At 62.6% G+C, this 13,207-nt stretch carries 10 protein-coding genes; 4 read left to right on the forward strand and 6 right to left on the reverse strand.

The genetic code is table 11. The annotated features are described in order from the left end of the window. Positions 1-71 precede the first annotated feature (71 nt). The 4 genes from htpX to def form a co-directional block, all read right to left on the reverse strand. Positions 72-929: a zinc metalloprotease HtpX gene (gene htpX / locus PQQ53_RS01535; protein WP_408139756.1), complete on the reverse strand. Its 858-nt coding sequence runs from the start codon at positions 927-929 to the stop codon at positions 72-74. A 100-nt stretch (positions 930-1,029) separates the two neighbouring features. Beyond that, positions 1,030-1,671, reverse strand: coding sequence for a LysE family translocator (locus PQQ53_RS01540; protein WP_408323139.1), 642 nt, complete (start codon positions 1,669-1,671; stop codon positions 1,030-1,032). A gap of 112 nt (positions 1,672-1,783) precedes the next feature. Next, positions 1,784-2,770 (reverse strand): methionyl-tRNA formyltransferase, encoded by a 987-nt coding sequence (gene fmt / locus PQQ53_RS01545; protein ID WP_408155965.1) that lies wholly within the window; start codon positions 2,768-2,770, stop codon positions 1,784-1,786. 31 nt (positions 2,771-2,801) lie between these two features. After that, positions 2,802-3,305 carry a peptide deformylase gene (def, locus tag PQQ53_RS01550; RefSeq protein ID WP_408139761.1) on the reverse strand — a complete coding sequence of 168 codons (504 nt, stop codon included), beginning with the start codon at positions 3,303-3,305 and terminating at the stop codon, positions 2,802-2,804. 243 nt (positions 3,306-3,548) lie between these two features. Between def and dprA the strand changes: the two genes are divergently transcribed. The 3 genes from dprA to PQQ53_RS01565 all read left to right on the forward strand — a co-directional run bounded on the left by dprA (position 3,549) and on the right by PQQ53_RS01565 (position 8,344). Further along, positions 3,549-4,979 (forward strand): DNA-processing protein DprA, encoded by a 1,431-nt coding sequence (gene dprA, locus PQQ53_RS01555; RefSeq protein WP_408323274.1) that lies wholly within the window; start codon positions 3,549-3,551, stop codon positions 4,977-4,979. A 70-nt stretch (positions 4,980-5,049) separates the two neighbouring features. Then, positions 5,050-5,427 carry a thioredoxin family protein gene (locus tag PQQ53_RS01560; protein WP_408323140.1) on the forward strand — a complete coding sequence of 126 codons (378 nt, stop codon included), beginning with the start codon at positions 5,050-5,052 and terminating at the stop codon, positions 5,425-5,427. A gap of 253 nt (positions 5,428-5,680) precedes the next feature. Next, positions 5,681-8,344, forward strand: a complete 2,664-nt coding sequence (locus PQQ53_RS01565) for a DNA topoisomerase III (protein WP_408155971.1) — start codon at positions 5,681-5,683, stop codon at positions 8,342-8,344. 151 nt (positions 8,345-8,495) lie between these two features. Here the strand turns inward: PQQ53_RS01565 and gvmR are convergent, their stop codons facing one another. Together gvmR and PQQ53_RS01575 are read right to left on the reverse strand one after the other, a co-directional pair. After that, positions 8,496-9,596 carry a transcriptional regulator GvmR gene (gvmR, locus tag PQQ53_RS01570; protein ID WP_408139768.1) on the reverse strand — a complete coding sequence of 367 codons (1,101 nt, stop codon included), beginning with the start codon at positions 9,594-9,596 and terminating at the stop codon, positions 8,496-8,498. A gap of 345 nt (positions 9,597-9,941) precedes the next feature. Further along, the gene (locus PQQ53_RS01575; protein ID WP_408323141.1) at positions 9,942-11,798 is read right to left on the reverse strand and encodes a phosphoenolpyruvate carboxykinase (GTP); all 1,857 of its coding nucleotides are present in this window, start codon (positions 11,796-11,798) and stop codon (positions 9,942-9,944) included. A gap of 378 nt (positions 11,799-12,176) precedes the next feature. On the opposite strand from PQQ53_RS01575, the gene PQQ53_RS01580 reads away from it, so the two are divergent. Then, entirely contained in the window at positions 12,177-13,190 is a 1,014-nt protein-coding gene (locus tag PQQ53_RS01580) for a D-2-hydroxyacid dehydrogenase family protein (RefSeq protein ID WP_408139771.1), read from the forward strand. Positions 13,191-13,207: the final 17 nt, after the last annotated feature.

Consider the following 13,207-nt stretch of genomic DNA (forward strand, 5'->3'; position numbering starts at 1 on the left):
GCTCTCTTCCGGCGCCTGAAATAAAGAAGGCGGGCCCGCAGGCCCGCCTTCTTCCGTCACTTCACTCGGCGTTATTCGAAGCGCCCCGTGCGCGCCATTTCCATCAAACGCGCGATGCGTTCCTCAGTGGCCGGGTGCGTCGAAAACAGATTCGCGATGCCGCCGCCCGACAGCGGATTCATGATCATCATCTGCGCGGTGGCCGGATGCTGCTCGGCCACGGGGAACGGGATCCCGCTCGCGTAACGATGGATCTTGTCGAGCGCCGAAGCGAGCGCTTGCGGGTCGCCGGAAATCTGCGCGCCGCGTCGGTCGGCTTCGAATTCCCGCGCGCGCGAAATCGCCATCTGAATCAACGCACCGGCGAGCGGCGCCAGCAACGCGACGGCGATGCTCGCGATCGGATTCGACCGATTGCCGTTCTCGTCGCGCCCGCCGAAGAACATCGCGAAGTTCGCCAGCGCGGAAATGGCGCCGGCCATGGTCGCCGACACAGTGGAAATCAGGATGTCGCGGTGCTTCACGTGCGCCAGTTCGTGCGCCATCACCCCGCGCATTTCGCGCTCGGACAGCACGCGCAGGATGCCGGTGGTGGCGGCAACCGCCGCATGCTCCGGATTGCGGCCGGTGGCGAACGCATTCGGCGCGTCTTCGTTGATCAGGTAGACGCGCGGCATTGGCAGGTTGGCGCGCGTGGAAAGCTCACGCACCATGCGATAGAACTGCGGCGCGCTGCTTTCGTCGACTTCCTGCGCGTTGTACATGCGCAGCACCATCTTGTCCGAAAACCAGTACGAGAAGAAATTCATCCCGAGGGCGATCACGAGCGCGATCATCATGCCGCGCGACCCGCCGATCATCCCGCCGATCACGATGAAAAGGGCCGTGATCGCGGCCATCAACATCGCGGTTTTGACCCAATTGAACATGTCTGCAACTCCTAAAACGTGGGCTTCATCTCTGCGCCGCTTGAACGCGGCGCCCGATTGTAAGCGAAACGTTAGATAAGGACAGATAGAGAAAATTCAATCATCTTGATGCGGTGGCGAGCTTGATGCCCAAGCCGACGAACGCGCTGCCTACTCCCCGATCCAGCCACTTCTTCACCGAAGGCTTGCCCGAAAAGCGCTGCGTCACGCTGCCCGCGATCCAGGCGACAAAACTGTTCCAGAGCATGCTCATCACGACAAACACCGCGCCGAGCGTGAGGAACGCGAACGTCTTGTGTTCGCTGCCGGTTGTCACGAACTGCGGGAAAAACGATACGAAGAAAAGCACGACCTTCGGATTCAGCACATTGGTCCAGAAGCCTTGCAGAAAAAGCTGCTTCAGCGACTTGGGTGCATCTGCCGCGCGTGCGTCGGCCACCGCCGTCTGCGCTGCGGGTTTGGAGAAAATGAGGCGCGCGCCGAGGTAGATCAGGTAAATAGCGCCCGCGAACTTGATGACGGTGAACGCCGTGGTCGACGCGGCCAGCAGCGCGGTCAAACCGAACGCGCACGCAAGCGAGTGGACGCAGCAACCCGCCGAGATGCCGAGTGCGGACATCAGGCCCGCGCCACGGCCTTGAGCGACGCTGCGCCCAACGATGTACGCCGTGTCCGGACCGGGCGTCACGTTCAGAAGAAAGACCGCAACGACGAAAAACTCGAAATGGGTAATGCCGAACATTGAAAACCTCGAAATTTGGGCGACTGCATGGAGGATTCTAACGCGCGGCAGGGTCGCGGCGGTGGTCTTGAACATCGGCCGAACGGTCGATGTTCAAGACATGCGCGGGCTGTTACTTTGCTTCGGGGAGTTGAAAACGCTGTCCCGCAGCCAGGGTCGAGCCGGCGAGGAATTCGCGCACCGGCAGGCGTTTGCCACCGGGTTTCTGCAATTGCGTCAAACGCAACGCGGCTTCGCCGCAAGCCACGATCACGCCGTCGGCAGAGACTTCGGTAATCGTGCCGGGCGCGCTGTGGCCTTGGGCCTGAGCGGGAACCGCGGCCCAGATTTTGACTGAGCTGCCGTCATCCAGCGTGCCCACGCCACCGGGGAACGGATCGAACGCACGCACCTGGCGCGCGAGGACCTCGGCCGGGCGGCGCCAGTCGAGCGCGGCTTCGTGCTTGCCGATTTTTTCGGCGTAGGTCACGCCGTCCGCCGGTTGCGGGGTCGATGCCAGCTTGCCGTTGCGTTCAAGTTCGATCAGCGCGTCGACGATGAGCTTCGCGCCATCCTGCGCCAGACGGTCGTGCAACGTGGCGGTGGTGTCGTCGGCGGAAATCGGCGTGCGCGTTTCGGAGATCATCGCGCCGGTGTCGAGGCCGACGTCCATCTGCATCAGCGTGATGCCGGTTTCCGCGTCGCCCGCTTCGATCGCGCGATGGATCGGCGCCGCACCGCGCCAGCGCGGCAACAACGACGCATGAATGTTGATGCAGCCAAGCCGCGGAATATCGAGCACTTCCTGCGGCAGGATCAGGCCGTAGGCGGCAACCACCATGACGTCGTGCGGCGTGGCGCGCAACTGCTCAATCGCGGCTGCGGCTTCCGCCGGGTATTTGCCAGCGCGGCGCAGCGAAGGCGGCTGCGCGATGTCGAGCCCATGCTCCTGCGCGTAGCGCTTGACGGGGCTCGCCTGCAATTTCATCCCGCGCCCGGCGGGCCGGTCGGGCTGGGTCAGCACGAGCGGCACCGGAAAACCGGCGCGGTGAATCGCGGCCAGCGCGGCCGCAGCGAACTCCGGCGTACCGGCAAAGATGACGCGCAACGAATGACTCATGAACGGGGACGATGGACGAGGTGAACGCGCATTACATCGCGTGGGCGAGCTTCTTCATCTTGCTCTTGATGCGCGTCTGCTTCAGCGACGACAGGTACTCGACGAACACGCGGCCCATCAGGTGATCCATTTCGTGCTGGATGCACACGGCGAGCAGCCCTTCGCAATCCAGTTCGAAGGTTTCGCCCTTCTCGTTCAAGGCGCGCACGCGCACTTTCTCGGCGCGCTCGACGTTGTCGTAAATGCCCGGCACCGAGAGGCAGCCTTCTTCCGAAAGCTTGCGCTCATCGCTCGACCAGATGATTTCCGGATTGATGAACGCGAGCAACTGGTCGTGCGCGTCCGATACGTCGATCACGATCACGCGCTCGTGCACGTCCACCTGGGTCGCGGCAAGGCCGACGCCAGGCGCCGCATACATGGTCTCGGCCATGTCGGCGACGAGACGGCGAATCCGGTCGTTGACCTTTTCGACCGGCTTCGCAATCTTGTGCAGACGCTTGTCCGGATAGTTGAGGATATTCAGTAAAGCCATGATTTCGAGTGTGATTTGAGGCGCCGCTGACCGTGGAAGGATTCGCGTTGGCCGTTCGGCCAGGTTGTGGGCCCATCGTATTGCGCCGAGGATAGCTGGTGTCGAACCGGTTCGATTCAACGCGCTACATGCGCTAAACGACGAGCCCGCGCGGGTGGGCGCGGCGCTGCGGTTATTTCGGATGATGAAAATTTTAGCATGGCGCCCGCCTGCCCGCTGGCCCTGCAGAAGGAGCGACTCGCAATGCACACCTTGCCCGCAACCGACATCGAACTCGCCGCCTGGCTGCGGCTGTCGCTCGCACCGGGGCTGAAACCCGCGGCGCTGCGCTTGATGCTGAGCGCTTTTGGATTGCCGGGAGCGATTTTGGGTCAATCGCCGCAAGTCCTGGCCGGGGTCGCCGGCGAAGCCGCGGCGCGCGCCGCGCTCGCGCCGCCGGGCCCCGAATTCGACGCTCAGCTCGACGCGGTGATCGCATGGCGCGAACTGCCAGGCAATCAGGTCGTGACGCTCGATGATCCCGCGTATCCGCCCGCGTTGCTGACCATGCCCGACCCGCCGCCACTTCTATATATAAAAGGCCGGCTCGATCTGTTGCATACGCGAGCGGTCGCTCTTATCGGTAGCCGCAGCGCGACGCCGCAAGGCGTCGAAGACGCGGAGCGTTTCGCACGCGAGCTGTCGGCTGCAGGCGTGGCCATCGTGTCGGGACTGGCGCTCGGCATCGACGGCGCCGCGCATCGGGGCGGCCTGGAAGGCATCGGCAGCACGGTCGCGGTGATCGGCACCGGCGCGGACCTCGTGTACCCGGCGGCGCATCATGCGCTAGCGCGGCAGATTGCGGTGCAGGGCGCAATTCTCTCGGAGTGGCCGCTCGGCACGCCCGCGCGCGCCGCCAATTTTCCGCAGCGTAACCGCCTGATCGCCGGGCTGGCCAGCGGCGTGGTGATCGTCGAGGCCGCCATGCGCTCTGGCTCGCTGATCACCGCGCGGCTCGCCAATGAAATGGGACGCGATATCTTCGCGCTGCCCGGCTCGATTCACGCGCCGCTGTCGCGCGGATGCCATCGGATCATCAAGCAAGGCGCAAAGCTGGTGGAGTCGCCCGAGGAAGTGCTGGAAGAGTTGGGCTTTGCAAGGCGGCCGGCGGTTCATACTGCCTCGGCTTCAAAGCAGACGGTACTTTGGGGTGGCGTCGACTCGCGCAATACGCTGCCGCCGGTCGGCGCTTCGGCAAAGCCTCATCCCACGCTGGCAACGGCGCCGGCCGCCGATGCGAATTACCCGGAGTTAGCGACTGCGCATATGGGGAGCGAAGCGGCTTGCGCAGGCTCTGTCGCAGCGCCTGACTCGACCACGTTGTCGATAGCAGCAGGAACGCCGCTGGAACCGACACCCGCTGCAGCGAAGCAGGCAACGGCCCGCGCCGGCTTCGCAACGCCACAACCGCCCGCGCCGCCCCTCAACCCGGTCACTCCCGATGAGCAGCGACTCCTCGCAGCACTCGGCCACTCGCCCACCACGCTTGAAATCCTGGCAACCCGCACCGAGATGGAGGACTCGGCCCTGCAAACCACGTTGCTGCAACTGGAACTCGCCGGACAGGTGACCTTGCTGCCCGGCGGCCGCTTTATGCGGGCCAGCCACGGCCGACCCCGCCTGGACCAAGGTTGAGCACCCTCCGGCATTGGCCATGCTACATTCGCGCCAAAGCATCTGACAAAGTACGCAAGGAACCCACTACATGCCCGCGCTGAATCTCGACACCGACCAGGACCGGATCGCCGAGCGCGTCAACGAGCCCGACACGTTGTTCGTGGCGTGCCTGTGCGCGGAATGGTGCGGAACCTGCCGTGATTATCGGGACGCGTTCGACAAACTGGCCGACCGGCATCCGGATATCTGTTTCGCATGGATCGACATCGAAACCCATGCGGACCGCTTCGACGATCTGGATGTCGAGAACTTCCCGACCATCCTGATTGAAGACTCGGTCACGACGCGCTTTTTCGGTACCGTTTTGCCACAGGCGTCGATTGTGGAGCGGATGTTGCTGGACCTGACGGCCGTGCCTGGCATCACCGGCGCGCCCAAGCTGCGGCCCGCGCTGACGGCCGCCTGAACGCGGCGGCGCCCGCGCTCGACTGTTGCTGCAAGGGCGTGTTGGAAGCGCTGCACAGCAGGTTTGCCGCAGCTTGCCCAATGGCTGAGCGCGCAATTATGATGGCGCGCTTTCAAGGCACTTGACACGCCGCCTTCGCGCCGTGTGCTATAAAGCGGTCGTTAAAGGGTCGCAAAGGTCGCAAACGAGGGTCGCGCGCTTAAATGGCGCACTCAAGGCCATCAACCCGGATCTACCAACCTCACATCGAGTCATGTCCAAAGCACTGATCATCGCCGAAAAGCCTTCCGTCGCGAACGACATCGCGCGCGCTTTGGGCGGCTTTACCAAGCATGACGAGTACTACGAAAGCGACGACTACGTCCTTTCCTCGGCAGTCGGCCACCTGCTGGAAATTGCCGCGCCCGAAGACTACGAAGTCAAACGCGGCAAGTGGAGCTTCGCCAATCTGCCCGTCATTCCGCCACATTTCGATCTGAACCCGATCGCCAAGAGCGAGTCGCGCCTGAAGGTGCTGACCAAGCTGCTCAAGCGCAAGGACGTCGACCGTCTGATCAACGCATGCGACGCGGGGCGCGAGGGCGAACTGATCTTCCGCCTTATCGCGCAGCACGCCAAAGCCAAGCAGCCGGTGCAGCGTCTGTGGCTGCAATCGATGACGGCCGGCGCAATCCGCGACGGCTTCGCCCGTCTGCGCAGCGACGAAGAGATGCAGCCGCTCGCCGATGCGGCGCGCTGCCGCTCGGAGGCGGACTGGCTGGTCGGCATCAACGGCACGCGGGCAATGACTGCGTTCAACAGCAAGGGCGGCGGCTTCTTCCTGACCACGGTCGGGCGAGTGCAGACGCCGACGCTGTCGATCGTCGTCGAGCGCGAAGAGAAGATTCGCCGCTTCGTGCCGCGCGACTACTGGGAAGTGAAGGCCGAGTTCGTCTGCGCGAGCGGTTTCTACGAAGGCCGCTGGTTCGATCCGAAATTCAAGCGCGACGAGTTCGACCCGGAGAAGCGCGATTCACGTCTGTGGGCGCTGCCCGCGGCCGAAACGATCGTCGCCGCCTGCCGCGGCCAGATCGGCACGGTGAGCGAAGAATCGAAGCCGTCCACGCAGCTGTCGCCGGCCCTGTTCGACCTGACCAGCTTGCAGCGCGAGGCCAACGGCCGCTTCGGCTTCTCGGCGAAGAACACGCTGGGCCTCGCCCAGGCGCTGTATGAAAAGCACAAGGTGCTGACCTATCCTCGAACCGACGCTCGCGCGCTGCCGGAAGACTATATGGATACGGTCAAGCAGACGCTCGGCATGCTCAAGGAGAGCAACAACTATCTGCCGTTCGCCAAGCAGGTGCTCGACAAGGGCTGGGTGAAGCCGAACAAGCGCATCTTCGACAATTCGAAAATCAGCGACCACTTCGCAATCATCCCGACGCTGCAAGCGCCGAAGAATCTGTCCGAACCGGAACAGAAGCTCTACGACCTCGTCGTGAAGCGCTTCCTGTCGGTATTCTTCCCCGCCGCCGAATACCGGGTGACGACGCGGATCACGCAAGTGGTCGGCCATCACTTCAAAACCGAAGGCAAGGTGCTGGTTGAACCGGGCTGGCTGCAGGTCTACGGCCGCGAAATCAGCGGTGAAGACGCGAACCTCGTCCCGGTGCAGAAGGACGAGAAGGTCAAGACCGACAAGATCGCCGCTCAGCAACTGGTGACGAAGCCGCCCGCACGCTACAACGAAGCGACCTTGCTGTCCGCAATGGAAGGCGCGGGCAAGCTCGTCGAAGACGACGAGTTGCGCGAAGCGATGGCGGCCAAGGGGCTCGGCACGCCGGCTACGCGTGCGGCCATCATCGAAGGTCTGCTCGGTGAAAAGTATCTGATTCGCGAGGGCCGCGATCTGATTCCAACCGCCAAAGCCTTCCAGTTGATGACGCTGTTGCGCGGCCTCGGCGTGAAAGAGCTGACCGCGCCTGAATTGACCGGCGAGTGGGAATACAAGCTCTCCCAGATGGAACGCGGCAACCTACCGCGCGATGCGTTCATGCAGGAAATCGCCCGCATGACGCAGACCATCGTCAAGCGCGCGAAGGAATATGATTCCGACACGATCCCGGGCGATTACGCGACGTTGCAGACGCCGTGTCCGAATTGCGGCGGTCAGGTGAAGGAGAACTACCGGCGTTTCGCCTGCTCGAAATGCGAGTTTTCGATTTCGAAGATTCCGGGCGGACGCCAGTTCGAAATTCCCGAAGTCGAAGAGTTGCTGCAGAACAAGACGATCGGACCGCTGTCGGGCTTCCGTAGCAAAATGGGCCGGCCGTTTTCGGCCATCCTCAAGCTGTCGTTCGACGACGAGATCAAGAACTACAAGCTCGAGTTCGATTTCGGCCAGGATGCAGGCGGCGAAGACGGCGAACCGCCTGACTTTTCCGATCAGCAACCGGTGGGCGCTTGCCCGAAGTGCAAGGGTCGCGTGTTCGAACACGGCATGAGCTACGTCTGCGAGAACTCGGTCGCCAACCCGAAGACCTGCGACTTCCGCTCGGGCAAGGTCATCCTGCAGCAGGAAATTGCCCGCGAGCAGATGGCCAAGCTGCTCGAAGAAGGCCGCACGGACTTGCTGACGAACTTCAAGTCGTCGCGCACCGGACGTAACTTCAAGGCGTTCCTCGTCAAGCAGAATGACGGCAAGATCGGCTTCGAATTCGAGAAGAAGGAGCCGTCGGCCAAGACTGCCGCGAAGACCGCGGCGGCCAAATCGGCTGCGAAGGCGGCGCCGGAGTCGGACGATGGAGAAACGGCAGTGGCGGTAAAGACTGCGCCCGCGGCCAAAAAAGCTGCGGCGAAGAAAGCGCCCGCGGCCAAAACCGCTGCAGCCAAGAAAGCGCCCGCGAAGAAAGCGGTAGCGCGTAAAACCGGCTCCTGATTCAAGCTGATAGCCGCGCCGGAAGACGTGTCACTTCCGGCAGGTTTCATCCGCGCTCGCCATGAAAAAAGGCGCAGTCACTTTCGGTGACTGCGCCTTTTTATTGTCCGCAGGCATGCGCCTGCGTTGCTATCTTCTATCGTCCCAACCGTTACAGCGGCGACAAAGCCGTTGGCCGGGTGCGATTCGTCGTCTTTGCCAAAGTCTTCGGCACCGGCGCCAACTCGCTGTCCAGCAGCCGCGACAGCGGCTCAGCGCCGTCGAACGCTTCCGGCGGCATGGAGTCCGCGGAATCGAACGCCGCCGACGTGACGGGCCGCTCGAGGCCGTCCTTGATCCATTGCTCACCGAGCAGGCTGTTCGGCGTCTGGCTGAAGTGCTCGACCAGATGATCAATGAACGTGCGTACCTTCGCCGGCAGGTGACGACGGCTCGGATACGCGATGTTGATTTCCACCTGCGGCAAGCGGTAATCGCCGAGCAGGCGCACGAGCCTGCCGCGCGTCATGTCGCGGCCGATCAGGTAGCTCGGCAGAATCGCGATGCCCATGCCGAGCAGCGCAAACTGCCGCAGCATTTCGGTGTTGTTCGCGACGATCACGTTCGACGGACGCACACGCACTTCGCCTTCCGGGCCCGTGAACACACGCTCGTCGCCCCAGTACTCGGACGGCAGACTCAGGCACGGATGCTCCAGCAGATGCTCGGGACGCGTCGGCGTGCCGTGCTTCTCCAGATAGGCCGGCGTTGCGCACACGGTCATGCAGCCGGTGGTCAGGCGCCGCGTGACGATGCTCGCACTGCGCATTTGCCGCGCAATCACCACGCCAACGTCGAAACCTTCTTCGACGAGATCAACCTGGCGGTCGACCAGCGTGACATCGGGGATGACTTTTGGATAGCGCTCCGCGTACGTTTGAAGCACGGGCGCGAGATTATGCAAACCGAAGACGACCGGTGCGACGATTCGCAACGTGCCGACCGGCTCGTGATTACGCGCGACCACCATCTGTTCGACGTCTTCCAGTTCGTCGAGAATCTGACGCGCACGCTCGAGATACACCTGACCCGATTCGGTCAGCGACAAGCTGCGGGTTGTGCGATTGAGCAGCCGCGTACCAAGACGACCTTCGAGGTCGGCAACGTGACGGGTGGCGACTGCGTTGGAAATATCCATCGCGCTCGCAGCGCGGGCAAAACTGCCGAGATCCGCCACTTTGACGAAAACTCGCATCGACTGCAAATGATCCATAGGACAACTCCTGCCGTGTTACAGCTTCCTGACAATTGGTGAAAACCAGTGAAGCGAACTTGGAATTCTCCTACGACTCGCAAAATCGTGCAGAAGTTGCCCGCGAAACCCGAAATATTGTCAATTTTCGTGCGACTGTATTCCCTAATGTGGGGCATGACCGCCAATTGTTCCTCGAACCGAAACAATCTGCTGCGGCGCAGCTAAGACTGTGTTTTTTGTTCGAACAGAGGTAAAGGTCGCTCCGGCATTGCGGAATCAGAAAAAATCCTGAGCCGGGGACGGATCAGAAAAGAAAAAGCCGCCCAGAGGCGGCTTTCCCTCACGAAGTGAACGCTCACATGATCAAGCGGCGAGTTTTCCTTCGAGCGCCTGCTTGGCCTGCGTCAAAGCGGGAGGCAAACCATTCCGCAATGTGTCGAATAGCTCAGCGTGCAGCGCGAGTTCGTCGCGCCACGCCGCGTCGTCGACCGAGATCACCTGCTCGAATTGCTCGCGGCTGAAGTCCAGCCCGCTCCAGTCGATGTCCTCGTAGTGCGGCGACACGCCGAACGCGTGGTCCTCGCCCTGCGCCGTGCCTTCGATCCGGCCGACCATCCAGCTCAACACGCGCATGTTCTCGCCAAAGCCCGGCCAGACGAACTTGCCGTCCGTGCCTTTGCGGAACCAGTTGACGCAGAAGATTTTCGGCAACTTCGCGTTTAGTTTTTCAAGACGCTCGCCGGTTTTCAGCCAGTGACCGAAGTAGTCGCTCATGTTGTAGCCGCAGAACGGCAGCATCGCGAACGGATCGCGGCGCACCACGCCCTGCTGACCGGCGGCGGCGGCGGTCGTCTCGGACCCCATGGTCGCCGCCATGTAGACACCTTCGACCCAGTTGCGCGCTTCGGTGACGAGCGGCACGGTGGTCGAACGGCGGCCGCCGAAGATGAACGCGTCGATCGGGACGCCCGCCGGATTTTCCCAGTCCGCGTCGATCGACGGGCATTGCGAGGCCGGCGCCGTGAAGCGTGCGTTCGGATGCGCCGCCTTGCGTCCGCTCTCCTTCGCGCTGGCCGGCGTCCAGTCTTTGCCCTGCCAGTCGATCAGGTGTGCGGGCGCCTCGTCGGTCATGCCTTCCCACCAGACGTCGCCGTCGTCGGTCAGCGCGACGTTCGTGAAGATGACGTTTTCCGTCAGGGTAGCCATCGCGTTGAAGTTGGTCTTTTCGCTCGTGCCCGGCGCGACGCCGAAATAACCCGCTTCGGGGTTGATCGCGTACAGACGGCCATCCTTACCCGGTTTGATCCAGGCGATATCGTCGCCGATCGTGGAGATTTTCCAGCCGTTCAGGCCTTCCGGCGGGATCAGCATCGCAAAGTTGGTCTTGCCGCACGCCGACGGAAACGCCGCCGCGACGTGATGCTTGCGCCCTTCGGGCGACGTCACGCCAAGAATCAGCATGTGTTCGGCGAGCCAGCCTTCGGCGCGGCCCATCGTCGACGCGATGCGCAGCGCAAAACACTTCTTGCCGAGCAGCGCATTGCCGCCATAGCCCGAGCCGTAGCTCCAGATTTCGCGCGATTCGGGAAAATGGACGATGTATTTGGTCTCGTTGCACGGCCAGGACACGTCTTTCTCGCCCGCCGCGAGCGGCGCGCCGACCGAATGAACGCACGGCACGAACTTGCCGTCTTCGCCCAGAATGTCGTGCACCTGGCGGCCCATGCGCGTCATGATGCGCATGTTGGTCACGACGTACGGGCTGTCGCTCAACTCGACGCCGATGTGTGCGATCGGCGAGCCGAGCGGACCCATCGAAAACGGCACCACGTACATCGTGCGGCCGCGCATCGCGCCGTCGAACAGGCCGTCGAGCGTGGCGCGCATGTCGTCCGGGGCGATCCAGTTATTGGTGGGACCGGCGTCTTCCTCACGCTGCGAGCAAATGAAGGTACGATCTTCGACGCGCGCGACGTCGGAAGGATCGGACCATGCCAGGTAAGAATTGGGACGTTTCGCCGGATTGAGTTTCTTGAGGGTGCCCGCTTCGACCATCTGCGCGCAAAGGCGGTCGTACTCCTCCTGCGAGCCGTCGCACCAGACGATCCTGGCCGGCTTGGTCATCGCGGCAACCCGCTGGACCCAGTCGATCAGTTTGCGGTTCTTGACCCACGCGGGCGCCTCGATAGTGGGCTGTCCTTCGAATGAGGGATGATTCATCGACCTGTCTCCGTTTTGAAAGCAATAGAAAAACGGTACCGGCCCGGCGACGCTGCATGCGAGAGGCATTCAATTCATCACGCGCGGTGTCGACTACGCCGACGCGCAATGGCGCAGGTCATCCTGGGCCAACAGCCTGTCGGGCGGAGGCGCCCTATTGACGGGGCTTCTGCAACCGTCTGTAAAGCGGCTTGCCTCAACACGCAACAAACTGTTAAAAACGATTTCAATTTGCCCTTAACGTGGTGCTGTTGTACTTTGCAGCAGCATCTACGGTAAGGCATCCTGCCACACCGGCATGTGACCTAAGTCACATGGAGGGACAGTGAGCATAACACTCGGTTCCGCACCGTCATGGTGCGCCGCAAGACACATACCATGAAGATTGCCATCCTCGACGATTACCAGGACGCTGTTCGCAAGCTCGACTGCTTTCAATTGCTGGCCGATCACGAAGTCAAAGTATTCAACAATACCGTCCGCGGACTCGGCCAACTGGCAAGCCGTCTCGCCGAAGTCGACGCGCTCGTCCTGATTCGCGAACGTACCCGCATCAACTCGCAACTGCTCGACAAATTGCCGCGTTTGCGCATGATCAGTCAGACCGGCAAAGTGGCCGGCCACATCGATCTCGCGGCCTGCACGGAGCGCGGTGTCGCCGTGCTGGAGGGCACCGGCTCGCCGTTCGCGCCGGCCGAGCTGACGTGGGCTCTCATCATGGCGGCGCAGCGCCGCATTCCGCAATACGTAGCTAACCTTAAGCAAGGCGCCTGGCAGCAATCCGGCTTGAAGACATCGGCGCTGCCGCCGAATTTCGGCCTGGGTCAGGTGCTGCGCGGTCAAACGCTGGGGATTTGGGGTTACGGCAAGATCGGCCGTCTGGTCGCCGGCTACGGCAAGGCGTTTGGCATGAACGTGCTGATCTGGGGCCGCGAGCATTCGCGTGAAGCCGCTCGCGCCGACGGTTATGGCGTCGCCGAGAGCCGCGAAGCGCTGTTCGAGCAGAGCGACGTGCTGTCCTTGCACTTGCGTCTGCACGACGACACGCGCGGCATCGTCAAGCAGGAAGACCTGATGCGCATGAAGCCGACCGCATTGCTCGTGAACACGAGCCGGGCCGAACTGCTCGACGAAAACGCGCTGGTGAGTGCGCTGTCGCACAACCGGCCGGGGATGGTCGCCATCGATGTCTACGAAAGCGAGCCGATCCTGCAGGGCTACAGCCTGCTGCGAATGGAAAACGTGATCTGCACGCCGCACATCGGCTATGTAGAGCGCGAGAGCTACGAGCAGTATTTCACCGCGGCGTTCAACAACATTCTGGCGTTCGACGCCGGCGATACCGCCAGCGTCGCGAATCCGGAAGCATTGCAGGGCGGGCGGCGGCGGTAAGGTCGGGCGTTGACTGG

This window comes from Paraburkholderia strydomiana, from assembly GCF_046030495.1.
Lineage (GTDB): Bacteria > Pseudomonadota > Gammaproteobacteria > Burkholderiales > Burkholderiaceae > Paraburkholderia > Paraburkholderia strydomiana_A.